General features: G+C 64.7%; 13 protein-coding genes. 6 read left to right on the top strand and 7 right to left on the bottom strand.

The window, feature by feature from the left end; all coding sequences use genetic code 11:
• The first annotated feature begins 63 nt into the window (after positions 1-63).
• The 6 genes from dinB to eda all read left to right on the top strand — a co-directional run bounded on the left by dinB (position 64) and on the right by eda (position 6,805).
• Complete coding sequence (dinB, locus tag QU596_RS10980) at positions 64-1,101, top strand: DNA polymerase IV (RefSeq protein ID WP_420030979.1); 1,038 nt, start codon at positions 64-66, stop codon at positions 1,099-1,101.
• 166 nt (positions 1,102-1,267) lie between these two features.
• Entirely contained in the window at positions 1,268-1,801 is a 534-nt protein-coding gene (locus tag QU596_RS10975; RefSeq protein ID WP_308515551.1) for a CarD family transcriptional regulator, read from the top strand.
• 127 nt (positions 1,802-1,928) lie between these two features.
• The gene (gene zwf / locus QU596_RS10970) at positions 1,929-3,386 is read left to right on the top strand and encodes a glucose-6-phosphate dehydrogenase (RefSeq protein WP_308515550.1); all 1,458 of its coding nucleotides are present in this window, start codon (positions 1,929-1,931) and stop codon (positions 3,384-3,386) included.
• A 10-nt stretch (positions 3,387-3,396) separates the two neighbouring features.
• Positions 3,397-5,235 (top strand): phosphogluconate dehydratase, encoded by a 1,839-nt coding sequence (gene edd, locus QU596_RS10965; protein ID WP_308515549.1) that lies wholly within the window; start codon positions 3,397-3,399, stop codon positions 5,233-5,235.
• The gene (gene glk, locus QU596_RS10960; protein WP_308515548.1) at positions 5,232-6,200 is read left to right on the top strand and encodes a glucokinase; all 969 of its coding nucleotides are present in this window, start codon (positions 5,232-5,234) and stop codon (positions 6,198-6,200) included. The genes edd and glk overlap by 4 nt, the downstream gene beginning before the upstream one ends.
• A complete protein-coding gene (eda, locus tag QU596_RS10955) occupies positions 6,197-6,805 on the top strand; it encodes a bifunctional 4-hydroxy-2-oxoglutarate aldolase/2-dehydro-3-deoxy-phosphogluconate aldolase (protein ID WP_308515547.1) in 609 nt (202 codons plus the stop codon). The genes glk and eda overlap by 4 nt, the downstream gene beginning before the upstream one ends.
• Here the strand turns inward: eda and QU596_RS10950 are convergent.
• From QU596_RS10950 to QU596_RS10920, 7 genes are read right to left on the bottom strand one after another with little or no spacing between them, the layout of a single operon-like run.
• Positions 6,794-7,753: an alpha/beta hydrolase gene (locus QU596_RS10950; RefSeq protein ID WP_308515546.1), complete on the bottom strand. Its 960-nt coding sequence runs from the start codon at positions 7,751-7,753 to the stop codon at positions 6,794-6,796. The genes eda and QU596_RS10950 overlap by 12 nt on opposite strands.
• Positions 7,750-9,240, bottom strand: a complete 1,491-nt coding sequence (locus QU596_RS10945) for a tryptophan halogenase family protein (RefSeq protein WP_308515545.1) — start codon at positions 9,238-9,240, stop codon at positions 7,750-7,752. Before QU596_RS10945 ends, QU596_RS10950 begins: the two co-directional genes overlap by 4 nt.
• A 10-nt stretch (positions 9,241-9,250) precedes the next feature.
• Positions 9,251-11,581: a glycoside hydrolase family 31 protein gene (locus QU596_RS10940; protein WP_308515544.1), complete on the bottom strand. Its 2,331-nt coding sequence runs from the start codon at positions 11,579-11,581 to the stop codon at positions 9,251-9,253.
• A complete protein-coding gene (locus QU596_RS10935; RefSeq protein ID WP_308515543.1) occupies positions 11,578-13,182 on the bottom strand; it encodes an alpha-amylase family glycosyl hydrolase in 1,605 nt (534 codons plus the stop codon). Before QU596_RS10935 ends, QU596_RS10940 begins: the two co-directional genes overlap by 4 nt.
• Positions 13,172-14,998, bottom strand: coding sequence for an alpha-amylase family glycosyl hydrolase (locus QU596_RS10930; RefSeq protein WP_308515542.1), 1,827 nt, complete (start codon positions 14,996-14,998; stop codon positions 13,172-13,174). The genes QU596_RS10935 and QU596_RS10930 overlap by 11 nt, the downstream gene beginning before the upstream one ends.
• The gene (locus tag QU596_RS10925) at positions 14,995-16,509 is read right to left on the bottom strand and encodes a tryptophan halogenase family protein (protein WP_308515541.1); all 1,515 of its coding nucleotides are present in this window, start codon (positions 16,507-16,509) and stop codon (positions 14,995-14,997) included. Before QU596_RS10925 ends, QU596_RS10930 begins: the two co-directional genes overlap by 4 nt.
• A gap of 58 nt (positions 16,510-16,567) precedes the next feature.
• Positions 16,568-19,504, bottom strand: a complete 2,937-nt coding sequence (locus QU596_RS10920) for a TonB-dependent receptor (RefSeq protein ID WP_308515540.1) — start codon at positions 19,502-19,504, stop codon at positions 16,568-16,570.
• Positions 19,505-19,625: the final 121 nt, after the last annotated feature.

The raw sequence follows: 19,625 nt of genomic DNA, 5'->3' as shown, positions 1-19,625 counted from the left end.
GGACAGGAATTATCGGCCGTGGCCGACTCGGAGCGCCCTCCCCGCAAGATCATCCATGTCGACATGGACGCCTTCTACGCGTCGGTCGAACAGCGCGACGACCCCGCGCTACGCGGCAAGCCGGTGGCGGTCGGCGGCGGACATCGCGGTGTCGTCACCGCCGCCAGCTACGAAGCGCGCCCGTTCGGGGTGCGGTCGGCCCTTCCCTCCGTCACCGCCAAGCGGCTGTGCCCCGATCTCATCTTCGTAAAGCCGCGCTTCGACGTCTATCGCGAGGTCAGCCGCCAGATCCGCGCGATCTTCGCCGACTATACCGACCAGATCGAGCCGCTGAGCCTCGATGAAGCCTATCTGGACGTCAGCGAGGACCGGCACGGCCTCGGCAGCGCGCGGGCCATCGCCGAGGACATCCGCCGACGCATCCGCGAAGAGTGCCAGCTGACCGCCTCCGCCGGCGTCAGCTATTGCAAGTTCATCGCCAAGCTCGCCTCCGACCATCGCAAGCCCGATGGTCTGTGCGTGATCACGCCCGAGCGCGGGCCGGAGTTCGTCGCCTCGCTGCCCGTAGCGCGCTTCCATGGCGTCGGTCCGGTGACGGCGAAAAAGATGGAGAGCCTCGGCATCCATACCGGCGCGGATCTGCGCGACTGGAGCCTGCCCGCACTACAGGCTAAATTCGGTAGTTCCGCGGAATGGTATTGGCGCATCTGCCGCGGGATCGACGAACGCGAGGTGCGGTCCGACCGGCCGTACAAGTCGGTCAGCGCCGAGCGGACATTCGATGAGGATTTGCGCGACCCCGAGCAACTTGCCGCCGAGTTGGAACGCATTGCGGGTTATGCCTGGGCACGGATCGCGCGCGCCGAGGTGATCGGGCGCACGGTAACGCTGAAGGTCAAATATGGCGACTTCACAATCATCACGCGGTCGAAGAGCTTCACTGGTCCGGTGCTTGATCAAGCGAGCTTTCTCGCCGCGGGACAAGGGCTGCTGGCGGCCCTGCATCCCTTATCGAAAGGTATCAGGTTGCTAGGGCTCGGGCTCCATAACTTAACCGAGATCAACAGTCAGGAGCCGGCGCAGCTGGGACTCGCAATCTGAGGTCAGTTGTGTTATAAAATCGTCATACGGGGCCACGGCGATTCAGCAGTGGCCTTTGTTTCAAGGGAAGCCACTCAACAGGCAGATGAGCCGCGGCCGGGGGGCCGCATGCGGGGGACGCGCTTTTAGCGCGCCGGCTCTTATTGCCGCATTGGAAAGGTAAGTAATGGCTACAAAGGCGCTTAGCTTCGACGTTGGCGATTATGTTGTTTACCCCAAGCATGGCGTTGGCCGCGTCGTCGAGCTGCAAAGCACCGAAATTGCCGGTACCAGTCTTCAGCTTTACGTCCTGCGTTTCGAAAAAGAGAAAATGACCCTCCGCGTCCCCGTCAACAAGGCGGACTCGGTCGGCATGCGCAAACTGTCGTCGGACAAGACGATGAAGGACGCGCTCGAAACCCTGAAGGGCAAGCCGAAGGTCAAGCGCACCATGTGGTCGCGCCGCGCGCAGGAATATGAAGCGAAGATCAATTCGGGCGACCTGACCTCGATCGCCGAAGTGACCCGTGACCTGTTCCGCCCGGACGATGCGCCGGAGCAGAGCTATTCGGAACGGCAGATCTTCGAAGCCGCCTCGTCGCGCCTGGCGCGCGAGCTCGGCGCGATGGAGCAGACGGACGAGAAGGCTGCGCTGGCCAAGATTCTCGACATCCTGAACAAGGCTGCCGTTATCCATCACAAGGCGCCGGAAGTCGCGTAACGCGCGCTTCTGATGCTGCAAACAAGGAAAGGGCGTCCCGCTTGGGGCGCCCTTTTCTTTTGAATACGATTGCAACGCGCGAAATAGACGCTGGCCGCGACCGCAAAGCGCAATATAGCGAGGGACGATGACGGAGCGGGTATCCACGCTGGTACTGTTTGGCGCGACCGGGGACCTGGCGCGCCGGATGCTGCTGCCCTCGCTCTATGGGCTCGACGCCGACAATCTGCTGCCGCCCGAGCTGCGCATCATCGGTACCGCGCGGACCGCGCTGGATGACGGCGCCTTTCGTGAGCGGGCCGACGAGGCGCTGAAGGAGCATTTGCCCGACGGTTTCTACAGCAGCGAAGTTGCCGAGCGCTTCCTCGAGCGGCTGCATTATGTGCCGCTGGACATCAACGAGGCGGAGCACTTCGCCGATCTCGCGCGCGCGATCGGCGATCCGTGCCATGGCGTCGCGATTTTCCTGTCGACCGCGCCGTCGCTGTTCAAGCCGACCATCGACGGGCTGGAGGCTGCGGGCCTCGCCTGTCCGACGGTGCGGATGGCGCTGGAAAAGCCGCTGGGCACCGACCTGGAGAGCAGCCGCGAAATCAACGACGCGGTGGCCGCGGCATTCCCGGAAGAGCGGACGTTCCGGATCGACCATTATCTGGGCAAGGAGACGGTCCAGAACCTGCTGGCGCTGCGTTTCGCCAATCTGATGTTCGAGCCGCTGTGGAACAGCGCGCATATCGACCACGTCCAGATCACGGTTGCGGAGACGGTCGGGCTGGAGGGCCGCGCGGATTATTACGAGAGCAGCGGCGCGCTGCGCGACATGGTGCAAAACCACATGCTGCAGCTGCTGGCGCTGGTCGCGATGGAGCCGCCGAGCGACTTCGACGCGACCGCCGTTCGCGACGAAAAGGTGAAGGTGTTGCGCGCGCTGCGGCCGATCACGGGCGCCGATGCGGAGGCGAACAGCGTCATCGGCCAATATGCGCGCGGCGCCATCGATGGCGAAACGGTGCCCGGCTATGCCGACGAGCTGGGACGCGCGAGTGGCACGGAGACCTTCGTCGCGCTGAAGGCGCACGTCGACAACTGGCGGTGGAAGGGCGTCCCCTTTTACCTGCGGACCGGCAAAAGGATGCCGGGCCGCAACACGCAGATCTACATACAGTTCAAGGACGTCCCCTTCTCGATTTTCGCGTCGCGCGGGGCGACGAGCCGGCCGAACAAATTGATCATCGGGCTGCAGCCGGAAGAGAGCATCGAGCTGCGAATGATGGCCAAGATGCCGGGCCTAGACCGCCAGGGCGTGCGGCTGCGGGAGGTGCCGCTCGACCTTGGGCTGGCGAATGCGTTTAGCGAGTTTCGGCGGCGCATCGCCTACGAGCGACTGCTGCTCGATTTGATCGAGGGCGACCCGACGTTGTTCGTCCGCCGCGACGAGGTGGAGGCGCAGTGGGGGTGGATCGACAAGATCCGCGCCGCCTGGGCCGACAAGGGCATGACACCGCGGCCTTATGCGGCGGGAACCTGGGGGCCATCGGCGGCCATCGCGCTGACCGAGCGCGACGGCATCAGCTGGCACGAATAGGACGAGACGAATGCCTTTGAATTCGAACGTTGCGGCGGTCACGGACCGGATCATCGAGCGTTCGAAGCCGACGCGCCGCCGCTACCTGGAACTGATGGCCGAGCAGCGCGAGCGGGGCATCAACCGCCCGCGGCTGAGCTGCGGCAATTTCGCACACGGCTTTGCGGCGGCGGGTGAGGACAAGGCGGCGATCAGCCACCTCAGCGGTCCGAACATCGGCATAGTCACCGCGTATAACGACATGCTGTCGGCGCATCAGCCGTATGGCCGCTATCCCGAGCAGATGAAAATCTTCGCGCGCGAGGTTGGCGCGACCGCGCAGGTCGCGGGCGGCGTGCCGGCGATGTGCGACGGGGTGACGCAGGGCCAGCCGGGCATGGACCTGTCGCTGTTCAGCCGGGACGTCATCGCCATGTCGACGGCGGTGGCGCTGAGCCATGGCATGTTTGATGCGGCGGCGCTGCTCGGCATTTGCGACAAGATCGTGCCGGGGCTGCTGATCGGGGCGCTGCGTTTCGGTCATCTTCCGATGCTGCTGGTTCCGGGCGGGCCGATGCCGTCGGGCCTGCCCAACAAAGAAAAGCAGCGTATCCGCCAGCTTTATGCGGAAGGGAAAGTTGGCAAGACCGAGTTGCTGGAGGCGGAGAGCCGTTCATACCACGCGCCGGGCACGTGCACCTTTTACGGCACCGCGAATTCCAATCAGATGATGATGGAGCTGATGGGGCTGCATATCCCCAACGCCGCCTTCATCAATCCCGGCACGCCGCTGCGTCAGGCGCTGACTCGGGCGGCGGTGCATCGGTTGGCAAGTCTTGCCAAGGACGGCGCGCGGCCGCTGGGCGAGGTGGTCGACGAGAAGTCCATCGTCAACGCGATGATCGGACTGGTGGCGACCGGAGGATCGACCAATCACTTCATCCATCTACCGGCGATCGCTCGCGCGGCGGGGATCATCGTCGACTGGCAGGATCTTGACGAGCTGTCGTCCGCAGTGCCGCTGATCGCGCGCGTCTATCCCAACGGATCGAAGGATGTGAACGACTTTCAGGACGCGGGCGGGATGGCGTTCATCACCTATACGCTGAGCCGCGAGGGCCTGCTGCACACCGACACGCTGACCGCGGGCGCCGACACGATGGACGCGTGGATCGGCCAGCCCGAGCTGCACGGCGACGAGCTGGTGTGGAAGCCGACGGAGGAAAGCGCCGACGTCGACATGCTGCGACCCGTGACCGATCCGTTTCTGGCCGATGGCGGCACGCGGCTGGTGAAGGGAAACCTTGGCCGTGCGGTGTTCAAGACGAGCGCGGTGGACGAGACGCGCTGGCTGATCGAGGCGCCCGCACGCTGCTTCTCCGATCAGGACCAAGTGCTGCAGGCGTTCAAGGACGGCGAGCTGGACGGCGACGTCGCGGTGGTCGTGCGGTTTCAGGGGCCGCGGTCGAACGGCATGCCCGAGCTGCATAAGCTCGTGCCCGCTTTGGGTGTACTGCAGGACCGCGGGCATCGCGTGGCGCTGATTACCGATGGACGGATGTCGGGGGCGAGCGGCAAGGTGCCGGCGGCGATACATGTGTCGCCTGAGGCGCTACCCGATGGTCCGCTGGCGCGGGTGCAGGACGGGGATCTGATCCGGCTCGACGCCCATACCGGCACACTGGAAGCGGTGGGCGTCGATCTCGCTTCACGACCTGCAGCCAACGCGCCGCCGCCGCCTGCCGGAACCGGACGCGAGCTGTTCGCGCTGATGCGGCTGACGGCGAGCGATGCCGAGCATGGCGGATCTGCGATGCTGGCCGCAATGGAGGCGGAGCAGCCGCACGGCTTCGAAACGGAGCGCTCATGAGAGAGATTGCCGTCGCCGACGTCGGCGGAACGCACGCCCGCTTCGCCGTCGCACAGATTGAGGGCGGCCGCGTCGTCTCTCTGGGCGATCAGGTCAAGCTGCAAACCGCCGATCATGGCAGCTTCCAGCTGGCGTGGCAGGAATTCGGGCGGCGGCAGAACATCGATCTGCCGAACGAGCTAGCGCTGTCGTTTGCGGGACCGGTCGGCGGCGAAGTGCTGAAGCTGACCAACAATCCCTGGGTCATCCGTCCGGCGCTTATGAAGGAGCGGCTGGGCGTCGACCGCTTCACCATCGTCAACGATTTCGGCGCGGTGGGTTACGCGGTGGCGACGCTGCCCGAGGACCAGTTCCTGCATGTGTGCGGGCCGGAACGCTCGCTGCCCGATCACGGTGTCATTTCCATCCTTGGTCCCGGCACGGGCCTCGGCGTTGCGGCACTACTGCGCAAGCCCGACCATTATGAGGTGATCGAGACCGAGGGTGGGCACGTCGACTTCGCGCCGCTCGACAAACTTGAAGACCAGATCCTCTCGCACATGCGCCGTAACTTCCGGCGGGTGTCGATCGAGCGCCTGATTTCCGGGCGCGGGCTGTGGAACATCTACGACGCACTGGCGACGATTGAGGGGCGCGGCACGACCTTCCATGACGAGAAGGAATTGTGGACCGCGGCGCTGAATAATCAGGACAGCCTTGCGAATGCGGCGCTGGATCGATTCTGCCTGACGCTGGGCGCCGTGGCGGGCGACCTGTCGCTGGCGCAGGGGGGGTCGGCGGTGGTGATCGCCGGCGGGCTTGGGCTGAGGCTGGTCGATCATCTGCCGCGATCGGGTTTCCGCGACCGGTTCATCGCCAAGGGCCGCTTCGAGCGGCGCATGGACGACATGCCGGTCAAGCTAATCACCTATCCCGAGCCGGGCCTGTTCGGCGCGGCGGCCGCGTTCGCAAAGGAACATGGATGACCGTCGACGAGGTGATGCGCACCGCGCCGGTGATCCCGGTGCTGGTGCTAGAGCAAGAGATGGACTGGTCGGCGCTGGCCGAGACGTTCGTCGAGGCCGGGCTGCCGGTGCTGGAGATCACGTTGAGGACGCCGCTGGCGCTCGACGCGATCCGCGCGATGTCGAAGGTCGAGGGCGCGATCGCGGGCGCGGGGACGGTGCTCAACGAACGGCAGCTGGATCAGGCGATCGATGCGGGCAGCCAGTTCATCGTCTCGCCCGGCTTGACCGAGCCGCTTGGCAAAGCTGCGGTTGCTTCGGGCGTCCCGTTCCTGCCGGGTACGGCGAACGCCGGCGACATCATGCGGGGGCTGGACCTTGGGCTGGAGCGGTTCAAATTCTTCCCGGCCGAAGCGTCGGGCGGCATTCCCACGCTGAAGGCGCTGGCGGGGCCGTTCGCCCACGTGCGCTTCTGCCCGACCGGCGGCATCCGGCCGGATACCGCCGCCGACTGGCTGGCGCTGGATCCGGTGTTGTGCGTCGGCGGGACCTGGTTCGTGAAGCCGGGTGACGACCTCGCCACCATCGGCGAGCGCGCCCGGGCCGCCGCGGCGTTAGCGGCCTGAAGCCGGCAGCAGGAACTGCAGCGGGATATCGACCCGCGACGCCCAGCTGATCTCATTATGCTTCTGGCCGGGGAAGTTGCGGGTCAGCCAGTTCTGCCCCTGACGATAGCCGCGCTTCGCGACCACGGCGTCGACCCGGTCCTGATACTGCTTGTAAATGGCGTCGAGTGTCTCGGTGCCGTGGTCGAAATAGAGACGGTGCGTGCGCGGATCGGGCAGCGCGGGCGCGAGGTAGCGTTCGAAGGCCTTTGAAACGACCTCATATTCTTCCTGGGTGACGGACTGGCCGTCGGGCTTCAGGAACAGCGGCCAGTGGGTCGACATCATGCCCGCGCTGCCGAAAATGTTGGGATATTCGTCGATCGCATAGAGCGAGATGAGAGAGCCCATCGACGAGCCCATGATGGCGGTGTTGGCGCGGTCGGTCCGGACGTTGAAGCGCTTGTCGATCGCCGGCCGCAACTCCTGGACGATGAATTTCAGATAGCCGTCGGATAGCGGGTCGCCGCCGTACAGCGCGCGCACCTTCTCGCGATACTCGGGCGGCAACGATGCGAAGGCCTTGGACGGCACATATTCCTGCAGGCGCTTGGGCGTGCTCCAGATGCCGACGACGATGGTCGGGCGCACTTTCTTCTCGGCAATGAGCTTTGAGAGATGCTCGTCGATCTCCCACTCCATGCCATAGCCGGCGGTCGCCTTGTCGAAGAGGTTCTGGCCATCGTGCATGTAGAGGACAGCGTGCTTCGGTCCGTTCGGCCGGTAGTTCGGCGGCAACCACACGACGACGCGCCGCGGGTCGGTGAATTTGCTGTTCAGGATGCCGAGATCAACGATGGTGCCTGCGGCGACGTGCACGGGCCCCTGCGCCTTGTCCGGTGCCGTCTGCGCGGATGCAGCGCTGCCGAAGGCGAGGGCGGTGAGCAGGAGCAGTTTGCGGATCATCATGCCTCCAGTCGCGCGAGCGCGTCGCGGTGGGTGGGAAAGTTCATCAGGCAGCCGCGGATGAAGCGGTCGACCGCGTCCATGTCAGGCTGGTTAGCGACAGGCCGCAGCTGGTCGGGACGCGGGAAGTTGCCGTAGCCCGCAAGCATGCAGTGCCAGGAGACGGGGCTGTAATAGCCTTCGATGCCTTGGCGCAGCACTTCCTGCGCAAGATCAGCGCCGGTGAACCAGGCGGTCATGATGCGTTTGAGGCTGTCGGACAAATTGTCGTGCTTGGTCGCATCGCGCCAGTATTCTGTGTCGGACCGGGGTGCGGTTCGGTAGTGGCAGACGATGTAGTCGCGGATGCCTTCGTAGCGGCGCGCGATGTCGGCATTGAATCGTTCGCGGCCGCCGTTGGCGTCAACTTCGCAAATGAAGCCTTCGACCGTGGCGATGACAATGTGAAGTGCGGTGGCTTCGAGCGGTTCGATGAAGCCCTGCGCCAGGCCGATGGCGAGGCAGTTGGCGACCCAGCTCCGTTCGATGCGGCCGACGCGCATGTTGAGGTGGCGGACTTCCGCATCCTCGGCGAGGCCGAGATGGTCGCGCAGCTCGGCAGCGGCTTGCTCGCGGTCCAGGTAGCGCGACGAATAAACGTAGCCATTGCCGACGCGCTCAGTCAGCGGAATTTCCCAGATCCAGCCGGCGGACTTGGCAAACGCGCGCGTGCAGACGTCCGGTCCGCTGTCGCGCGTCGGCATCGGGCAGACGACCGCACTGTCGTTGAACAGGTTGTCGGCGAAACTGCGGTGCGGCTCGCCGAGCGCACCTTCGATGATCATCGCGTGGAAGCCGCTGGCGTCGACGAAAAGGTCGGCTTCGAAGCGGCGCCCATCGTCGCTGAGCAGTGCCGCGACATTCCCGTCGGCAGCCATTTCGACGGATGCAATCCTGGCGTCGACATGTTCGACGCCGCGGCCCGTCGCGACTTCGCGCAGGTACGCGCTGACGCGATGCGCGTCGAAGTGGTAGCCGTAGCTGGTTTCGAACGGGAAGTTCTCAGGCGGCATTGGCGCGAGCCGTTCGCGGGCGAGCGCGGTTGGCACGAAATACGGATCGGGATGCGCGGGAACATCCACGCCGTTCCGCCGCGCGTGCGCGTTGTGGAAGAACAGCGGCGCGGTGTGGCTGTCGAGGTCGGTCGGGAACGGGTGGAAGTAGCGTTCGAACCCCGGGCGGTCGGACCAGCCGATGAACTCGATCCCGGTCTTGTAGGTCGCGCCGCAGCGCGGCATCCATTCGCGCTCGGCGATGCCGAGCTTGTCGAAGAAAGCCTTGAGCTGCGGCGTCGATCCCTCACCCACCCCGATGATGCCGATATCGCTGGATTCGATCAGCTGAATGCGGGTGCCGAGCTTGCCCCAGTGATGCTGGAACAGGTTGGCCGCCATCCAGCCGGCGGTGCCGCCGCCGAGAATGCAGATCGAACGCGGACGCGGGTCAGTCACGTGACGCGCGTTACTTTGCCGCGATCAGAACTTCACCGGCCTTGGGGTGATCCGCGATCGTGATCTGCGCGGGAGCGGCGCCGTGCACGGTCACCGCAATTTGCTTCCACCACGGCCGGAACTTGCCAGTGCGCGCGCCGAAGTTCAGCGCGACGCCGCGCGGCGTCACCGAGCAGGTGACCGTCTGACGCAGGCTGTCGCCTTTGATGCTGATGCCATCGTCGAGGTAGATTTCCCCGCGGCAATCCTGGCCCGGATAGACGTCGAGCAAGAGCGCTCCCGTCGGCTTAATCATCGTGCTCTGCGTCAGCGGCTGGCGCGGAAGAATGGTACCGGCGCGAACGTAGAGCGGCACGTAGTCAAGGCGGTTCGGAGCGGTGAACTTGGTCTCGGTAACCGGCTGCCCAGTCCAGTAGTCGTACCAGCCGCCGGATGGGAGGCACACCTTGTAGTCTTTTGGCGATTCCGGGCGCGGCGGCGCGGCGACGAGCAGCTTGCCGCCGACAGTGAAGGTAAGCGCGCTGTCGCAGTCGAACTTCAGCGCGTCCGGATAATCGTAGAAGACCGGCCGCATCACCGGGTCGCCGGTGCGCGAATTCTGCTCGGCCACCGCGTAGAGATACGGCATCAGGCGGTAGCGTTCTTCGATGAACTTTCGGCGGATGGCGAGGTGCTCAGGGCCGTCGACCCAAGGCTCGGCATGCGGCGCATCGTTGGCGGCATGGTTGCGGAACACAGGCGTGAAGGCGGCGATCTCATACCAGCGCGTGAGCAAATCAGGGCTCGCGCCGCCCACGAAGCCGCCGACGTCGCAGCCGGTGTAGGTGAATCCCGACAGGCCGAGGTTCAGCGACTGCTGGACGCACAGACGGAGATGGTCCCAGGTCGAGCTGTTGTCGCCCGTCCAGGTCACCGCATAGCGCTGGCCCCCGGCATAGGTGGCGCGGGTCATGACGAAGGGGCGCACGTTCGGGCGCAGTTTCAGCATTCCCTCGTACGTGCCGCGCGTGTTCTGCATCCCGAACACGTTGTGGATTTCGGAATGCGTCGCGTCGCGCGGCGCGAAGTCGTCGCTGTCGATGCGGTGGAGGTTGTCGACCGGCATCGTCTTGGTCGGCGTTTCGAACACCGCCGGCTCGTTCATGTCGTTCCAGAAACCGGCGAAGCCGTCGGCGACGAAATCGTTGTAGAGGCCGCCCCACCAGCTGCGCGTCGCGGCGCGGGTGAAGTCCGGGAACACGGCCGGGCCCGGCCACACCGGCGCAACGTAGAGGCTGCCGTCGGCCTTGCGCACGAAATGGTTGCCGGCCTCACCCGTGTCGAACGGCGCGTACCCCTGCTTGGGCAGATATGCGACGTGGAGGTCAGTGATCGCCACCAGCCTGACGCCCTCGGCATTCAGATCGGTGTTCAGCTTCTTGAGATCAGGAAAGATCGTCTTGTTGACAGTGAACGGCCGGTTCTTCTCCTGGTAGTCGATGTCCATCCAGATAACGTCGGCAGGAATCTGGTCGGAGCGCAGTCGCGAGGCGATGGCGCGCACTTCCTTGTCGCTGGAATAGCCCCAGCGCGACTGCTGGTAACCGAGCGCCCATTGCGGCGGCAGCGGTGCCCGGCCGGTCAGCGTCTGGTAGTTGCGGACGACGTCGGCAACGGTCGGGCCGGCAATGACGTAATAGTCGATCGGGCCGTCGGGGGCGCTCAGCTCGATCGCATCCGCGTCGCGATGGCCGAAGTCGAAATTGCTGCGCCAGCTGTTGTCGAGGAACAGGCCGTAGGCATAGCCGTCACTGGCGACGCCGATGTAGAACGGGATCGACTTGTAGATCGGGTCGCTCCAAGGGGCGAAACCGAAGAAGTCGGTGTTCCAGTCGACGAAGGCGGCGCCGCGACGGTCCATGCCGCCGGTCTTGTCGCCCATGCCGTAGATGCGCTGGTCGATCGGCAGCTTCTTGCGCAGCATGAAGCCACGGCCGGCGAAGCTGAGCGGATTGGCGGCGTCGGCGACGATGGTGCGGCCCTGAAGGTCGTTGACTGTCAGGCCGAGTTGCGGATCGAGATGCACATCGAGGGCCCGGGTCCGGAATCCGTCGGCGGACTGCGTGACGTTGACCGACTGGTGGCGCACCGCGGCAGGAACCGCCCAGCTCGCATCTTCCGGAAATTTGCCGCCCTGCGCCACACGCACGCGGATGATGGAGTCGGTCAGCGCAGTGATCTGCATGCCGGCGTCGGCGGAGGACGCAGACAGTCCTGTCGCCTTGTGCTCGATCGGCGCTGCGAGCGCGGGCTGCGCGGCGGCGAGAAAGGCAGCGGTTGCAAGCAGGCTGCGAAAGTTCATGCCAACTCCTCAATGACCGCGGCGTAGGGCCCGATCGTTTCATCATCGATTTCGCCGGTGCTGATCAGCGACCGTCCGCTCGCTTTGAACGACAATGCGTCGTCGCCCAAGTTGAATGTGCAGCGCAGATGCTCGCCGCCATCACGGCGGTCGAACACAAGCAGCGCTTCGCCAGCGGTCACGATGTCGATGCCGCCGGTTCGCAGGGCCAAAGAGTGGCTGCGGAAGGCCAAACATGCGCGCGTGAATTGCAACATCGAGCGCCGGTCCGCCTCCTGCCGATCAACGGTCAGCGATGCATGGTCCGGACCCGCAGGAAGCCAGGCATGGCCGGTGGTGAACCCGAAGTTGGGCGCATTGGAGGACCATGGCATGGGCGTGCGCGCACCGTCGCGGCTGAGCGTTTGCGGCCAGTTGGCGATCGCTTCCGGATCCTGCAGCCGGTCGAACGGAACATCGACCTGCGGCAACCCCAATTCCTCCCCCTGATAAAGGATGATCGATCCGCGCAGCGCGCACAGGAGCAACATCTTTAATCGGGAGAATGCGGCGCGATGCGCTTCATCGACCCAGCGCGACACGGCGCGCGGTGCGTCGTGATTCTCAAAGGCCCAACTCGGCCAGCCTGCAACTTCGGGCCAGCTTGTCGCCGCGTTAGCGACAAGCGCGGGCGTCAGCTTGTCCGCGTAGAGGAAGTCGAACCCGTAGGCGCTGTTGAGCCGGTGATTTCCGGCTGTGAATTCCTGCATTTCGCTGAGCGCGTGGTCGCCGCCGACTTCGGCCAGCGTGAACCGATCCGGATATTCGTCGACCAGTGCGCGAAGCCGCTCGAGGAAACCGACGATGTCCGGGTGGGACTGGTTGTAGATGTGTTGCTGAAAATCGAAGGGACGCGTGCGTTTGCCGCCGTTCGTCGCGGGCGGATTATCGCGTAGCTGCGGGTCATGCATCGCGAAGTTGATCGCGTCGATGCGGAAGCCGTCCACGCCGCGATCGAGCCAGAAGCGCGCAGCACCAAGAAGTGCATCTTGCACCTCGCGATTGTGCACATTTAAGTCGGGCTGCTCGGGCAAGAAATTGTGCAGGTAATATTGCCCACGGCGCGCGTCCCACGTCCAAGCCGGACCGCCGAACACCGACTGCCAATTATTGGGGGGCGAGCCGTCCGCCTTGGCATCGGCCCAGACGTACCAGTCGCTGCGTTCACCGTCGCGGGAATTGCGGCTTTCCTGAAACCAGGGGTGTTGATCGGAGCTGTGCGAATAGACCTGGTCGATGATCAGCTTGAGGCCGAGCTGGTGCGCCTTGGCGACCAGCGCATCGAAGTCGGCGAGCGTGCCGAACACGGGATCGACATCACAATAATCGGCGACGTCATAACCGAAGTCGCGCATCGGCGAGGTGAAGAACGGCGAGAGCCAGATGGCGTCGACGCCGAGCTCAGCGACATAGTCGAGCCGCTCGGTAATCCCACGCAGGTCGCCGATGCCATTGCCGTCCGTGTCCGCGAAGCTGCGCGGATAGATCTGGTAGATCGCAGCACCCCTCCACCAGGGGACGTCCGCGTCGGACTCAACGTCCTCCACCATCTCAGCGAGCATTGCAGACGGCGTAGCCAAAGGCAGGCAGGTCGACCGCGACCGTGCCCGGTGCGGTCGCCGTCGCGGCACATTGTCCAGCGAGCGTCTCGAAGCTCTGCGAGCGGGTTTCGACGCGCACATTCTGCTGCACCGGCTTGTTGGATGTGTTGTAGAGCAACAGCATCTCGCGGCCGTTCGCCGGATCGAAGCGCGACACGGCGAACAGTCCGGGCTTATCGTCAGCGAAGCGGATTAGCTGGAGCCCGCGGGTCAACGCCGCATGGCTGGTGCGGATGCGGGCGAGCTTCGCAATCTCTTGGTAGAGCGGATGCTGCGGGTTGAAGCTTGCCTGCGCGGTCGTCGATTTGGTGCCGAGCAACGGCTGCTGATTATAGCTGTCGACCCTGCTGGCGAACATGTCCTGCCTCGCTGCCTGATCGCCGCCAAGTCCGACGAAACCCTGCTCGTCGCCAGAGTAGATCGTCGGCACGCCGCGCAGCGTCAGCAGCATGGCGTGGCCCAGCATGTCGCGCGGCAGCAGCTCGGCGTCGGGGAGATCCTTCTTGAACATTTTGAGCAGCATCGGAAACCGCCCGGCGTCGTGATTGCCGAGGAAGGTCGGGAGCTGAAGCGCTGCCTGCGCGCCGCCTTCGTAGAGGGCATCGGCCCGGAACAGCTTTGCCATTTCGTCGGTGCCGGCCGCGCCGGAAACGACGTCGACCAGCGCGCGCGTCATCGGAAAATCGAGCACGCTGGGAAGTTTGTCGACGCGCGTGTTCTCGGCGGTGTGCGCCGGATCCATCTCGCTCGTCGCGACTTCGCCGAAGATGTGGAAGTTCGGGATCCCGCGGGCGCGGGCGCGTTGCAGCATGGCGGGCACGAACTTCTGCCAGAATTCGGGGTTCACGTGCTGCGCGGTATCGATGCGAAAACCGTCAACGCCGAAGCGGTCGATCCACGCACCGTAGATGTCGATCATCCCGCTGATGACGCGCGGGTTCTCAGTGAACACGTCGTCGAGGCTGGAGAAGTCGCCCATCGTGCTCGACTCGCCCCGGAAGGTCGAGTTGCCGCGGTTGTGATAGTAGATCGGATCGTTGAGCCAGGCGGGAACCTTGATGTTCCGCTCCGCCGGCGGGATGCGGACGGTGTAGGCGTAATTGGGATCCTTGAGCCTCGCGAAATTCGCAGCGCTGGCGTCCGCCTCGCCAGTAAATCCCTGGTTGATCGCCGCGCCCTTCACGCCGCCGCGACGCTGATACGGATAATCGGCGATGCTCCGGTACGGGCAGTCGAGCTGGTTCGCGCATTCCGCGAGCTGGATGACGTCGGCCGTGTGGTTGACCACGATGTCCATGTAGACCTTGAGGCCCTTAGCGTGGGCCGCGTCGACGAAGGCCTTGAAATCCGCGTTCGTGCCGAGGTGAGGATCGACGCGCGTGAAGTCGGTGATCCAGTAGCCGTGGTAGCCGGCGCTTTCCTGGCCCGGCGGGCCCTGCACGGCCTTGTTGGCGAAGATCGGGGACAGCCACACGGTCGTCGCGCCGAGACCCTTGATATAGTCGAGACGCGTCGTGAGACCCTTGAGATCGCCGCCGTGGAAGAAGCCCTTGTGCGTCGGGTCGAAACCGGTCGTCAGCGGGCCGCCGCTGAGGCCGCCCCGGTCGTTCGAGGTGTCGCCGTTCTCGAAGCGGTCGGGCAGCAGGAAATAGATGACCTCGTCCTGCGGCAGGCGCGCGCGGACCGACGCCAGATTCTGCGCTTGCGCGATCGCGGGTCCAGTTGTGGCGAGCAGTAAGGCCGCGAGGATCGATCGGGAAAACGCAAACTTGATCATGAAGCGGCCTCGGCTCTTTCGGCGACCATGGCCGCCACGAATTGTCGATGGGTGGGCAGCGTTTCCGCCTTGGCTCGATAGCTCGACGCGATGGTCTGCAAATATGGTCCAAGATCGTCGCCAGAAACATTGTCAGCGAGCGGTGACCAGCTCACCGGGTCGATGCCTTGCCCCAACATGACCTGCCCCCAGCTGTCGTCGAGGAACAGTTCATCCTCCTCGCGCATGACGAGGCCGGATTCACGGAACATGTCGATCTTGTCCTTGAGCGTGCGGGGCAACGCGATACGCCGGCAATGATCCCAGAAAGGCTCGCCCTCCCTTCCGTTCGCGACGTAGTGCAGGAGAATGAAATCGCGGATGCGGGCCCACTCACTTTCAGACAGCCGATTGAAGGTGTCGCGCGCCGTCTCAATTTTCGAGCGGTCGCCGCCAAGTACGTTCAGCAGCCGGCCGAGCGCCGACTGAACGAGATGGATGCTGGTCGATTCCAGCGGCTCCATGAACCCGGCGGCAAGCCCGAGCGCGACGCAATTGTGGGACCAGAATTTCGCACGGTGGCCGCTCGTGAATCGGATTGGGCGCGGGTCCGACAACGGCTCGCCGTCGAGATTGGCGAGCAGTAGCGCGGATGCTTCGTCGACCGACATGAAGCGCGAACAGAAAACATGCCCGTTGCCGGTGCGATGCTGCAGTGGAATGCGCCACTGCCATCCCGCCAGCCGCGCCATCGACTGAGTGTAGGGTCGGAACGCCTCGCTGGATTCGCAAGGCACGGCAAGCGCAGTGTCGCACGGCAGCCAATGACTCCAATCCTCGAACGGAACGCCGAGCGCGCCGCCCAGCAGCAGGCTGCGGAAGCCGGTGCAGTCGATGAAGAAATTGCCGTCGACGCGCCGGTCGCCTTCGAGCGCCAAGGCGGTGATGTCGCCATCGCCGCCGCGTTCGACGCGCGCGATCTTGCCTTCGACGCGGGTGACGCCGCGCGCCTCGGCATATTCACGCAGCATGCCGCCAAACAGCGAGGCATCGAAATGGTAGGCGTAGGCAAGGTCGGGCAGCCCGGTACCGGCGCCGGCCTGCGTCGTCATTCGGCCAAGGCGCGCGGCCGCGATGTTGAAGCTATAGTCGCCGAAGTCTCCTGCAACACCGAGCGCGCGGCCGCGGAGCCAGAGCTGGCGGAACGGGATAAGGCCGACGCCGCGGCCGACCGTCCCGAAACTATGAATGTAGCGGTGCCCTAGATGCAGCCATTCGGCGAACTCGATGCCGAGTTTGAAGGTACCGTTAGTACGACGGATGAATTCGGCCTGGTCCAGACCGAGGCCGATGATCAGGTTGTGAATCTGCGGGATCGTCGCTTCGCCGACACCGACCGTGCCGATCTCATCCGACTCCACCAGCGTGATTGACGCTGCGTCGCCAAGGAAGCGCGCGAAGATCGCTGCGGCCAGCCAACCGGCCGTTCCGCCGCCGGCGATGACGATGTTGTAAGGCACGCGCTCGATCATCGTCGAATAGGCACCTGCACCCGGCAGCGCAAACGCGCTGCCGGGCCCTGTCTGTCAGCTAGTTGCCGCGTTCCGGCGCGGGCGCCGGCGGTGGCGGCGGCGGCGGCGGAACCGGGCAGCTTGCCGTCGCCAGGATTACCGAACCGTCGGCGCAGGTCTGCGTCGCAGGGGCTGGAGGCGGCGGTGGCGGCGGGGCCGGCGGCAGCGGGGCCGGCGGCGGCGTACGCCCACCGAACTTGTACGTCGCACCCGCGAGGAAGCGGCGGCCATAGGTCTGGTACTTCAACCAGGAGTCCGACAGGCTCGGGATGCCGATGGTCGCCGAACGCTCGTTGGTGAGGTTCTGCCCCTGCACGAAGAGCGAAAGGCCGCTGAGGCGCGAACTTTCCGGGAAGTCGTAGCTGGCCTGCGCGTCGAACACCGTTTCCGCCAGGACGTACTGACGATCGAGACCGCCGCTGAACAGCGCGAAGTCACCGACGAACGAAGACCGGTAGCGCATGCTGCCACGCAGACTGAAACCGCGGTTTTCATAGAAGGCGGTCAGACTGGCGACCCACTTCGAATAGCCAGGGATCTGGATCGAATTGCCTTGGAAGTCGTGGACCTTGGTCTTGGTATAGCCGCCACCGCCGGTCAGGCCGAAGCCGGCCAAGCTATCGGAGAAAACGTCGAACGGCAGGGTGCCGGCAAGCTCGGCGCCGTACATGTAGCCGCCCTTGGTGTTCGCGTTGGCGAACAAGATGCCAATTGGCGAAGACGGTGTAATCGTGCTGCCCGACGAAACCGGATAGCCGGAGAAATCGAACGTCACATAGCCGTTCGAAATGTAGCTATCGATGTGCTTGTAGAAGGTCTGCAGGGCGATGTAGCCCTTGTTGCCGAAATACTTCTCGAAGTTCAGGTCGACGGCCTTGGCCTCGTACGGCCGGAGCAGCGGATTGCCGCCGCTGCCGGTGTAGATCACCGGATTGAACGTCGTGTTCGGACCATTGTTGGTGATCACGTTGTTCAGATCAGGCAGGCGCGCCCGCATATATTCCTTCGACGCTGCGAGGCGGATGACGAAGCCATTTTCCCACCGCAGGTTGAAGTTGGCGCTCGGCAGCCACATCCAATAGCTGTCCTTGACCGTCGGATAGTTGAGGCTGGACGAGGTCACGTTGGTGTGAACCGCCTGCAGACCAATGTTGCCGGTCAGGGTCGCAGCGCCGAGGTTCCCGTTCAGCGACGCCATGATGTACGGCGTCAGCGCCTTTTCCTTGACGTGGTAACCTGCGTTCGCGCCGAAGTTGTTGGCGTTGTAGACCAGCACGCCTTCAGGAACGAGCGCACGGACGTCCCACGCCAGGATCGGCCCAAGGCCACGATCAAGCGTGAACGAGGGCAGCAGCACTCGCGCCGGAATGGGCGCGGACAGCGCGCCACCCGGCGGCGACAGGAAAGCTTCGTCCTGCGTCAGGACCTTGTCGCGGACCGTATAGTCCACGCCGAGCTTAATCGACTTCAGGAAGCCGCCAAGCTCCCGCTCGATTTCGCCGCGCGCTTCGACCAGATCGTCCTTGGTCGTGCGGATCTTGTCGTAGCCGGCCTGAACCGGCGAGCCGCTCCAGCCTTCGACGTCGGTCAGCACCAGCGCCGGATTGGCGCCATTGTAATTGCTGGTGAACACCGGGCCGCGATTGGTGAGCGTGTACGACACGGTCGCCGTGGGCGTCGTTGCGCCACGGCCGGGACGGAGACCTGCCGTGCTTTCAAGGCGGTCATCGACGCGATCAGTGCGTGACCAGCTGAAGTCGCCCATGGCGCGCCAGCCATTGTGCGCATCGTACAGCAGGTTGCCGGCGAGCGAGTATTGATCCGCCTTGCGGTCGTTGGCGTAGTTTTCGATCACCGGGGTGCCGCGGATCGTCGCCGACGTCACAAGGCCATTCGACGACTGCACGTTGCTGATGGAATCGTTGCCGCAGCCACCGCCGCAGTTGAACGGCATTTCGAAGCCGCGCTGATCGATATTGTCCGTGAAGTGCGAATAGAAGCCGTCGAGGGTCATCGTCAGGTTGTCGGTGACCCGGGCCTGCAAGGTCGCGGTGCCGCCGAAACGCTTGAGCTGGTCACTTTCGTACCAGGTCTTGATGCCGTTCATGCCCTGCGCGCCGCCGGGGTAGCCGCCGTAGCCCCAGGCGTTCCAATCCTTGGTCTGGTACGGCTCGTTCGTATAGGCGCCGGACAGCGCCACACCGACCTTGCCGTCGGCGAACTGGTCAACGTAGGTGCCGAAGACGCGGCCGCCCCAGTCCTTGGACCCCGGCAGGAGCTTCTGATCGACGTAGGTGCCGCGAACGCCGACCGCAATCACGCGCTTGCCGTAATCGAGCGGGCGAATGGTACGCAGGTCGATGGTGCCGACAAGGCCGCCAGCGACGTGGTCGGCCTGCGCGGTCTTGTAGACGTCGACGCCGGCCAGGATTTCCGACGGATATTGGTCGAATTCGACCGCGCGGCTGTCGTTGGTGGTCGTCTGCTGACGGCCATTCAGCGTGGTCGACGAGAAGTCTGGACCGAAGCCGCGGATCGAGATGATGTTGGCGCGGCCTGCGCTCCGCTGCGAGGAGATGCCCGGCAGGCGCGCAATCGATTCACCGATGCCGTTGTCAGGCAGCTTACCGACGTCCTCCGCCGTCACCGATTCGACGACGGCTTCCGAATTCTTTTTCTTGGCGGTCGAGCTACGCAGCGCCGCGCGGAAGCCGGTGACGACGATCTGCTTGCTGTCGTCGGCAGCGGCCTGCGCATCGGCGGCAGCCTTGGCCGCGTCGGCCGACGCTTGCGCGGCATCCGCGGAAGCCTGCGCGGCATCGGCAGCAGCCTGATCCGCCGGCGGCGTGACCGGAGCGCCCTGCGCAAAGGCCGGCGTTGCTGCGAGTGCCAGCACCAGCGCCAGCGGACTCGTCGCCGCAGCCAGCCGCGAACGCAAAGAAAACGTCGTCATCATGCATCCCCCTTCGGGTTCGGCAGGCGGTCCTGCCGATCAAAAAACCATCAAAGGGGCTGAGACCCCTCTCCCGACCCTAGGGATATCAAAGCTTTGCGGGAGGGGAACGGGGTCGGGCGCT

Origin of the sequence: Sphingomonas flavescens, from assembly GCF_030866745.1 — a bacterium.
GTDB classification, from domain to species: Bacteria; Pseudomonadota; Alphaproteobacteria; order Sphingomonadales; family Sphingomonadaceae; genus Sphingomicrobium; species Sphingomicrobium flavescens.
This window is presented reverse-complemented; position numbering and strand designations above follow the sequence as displayed.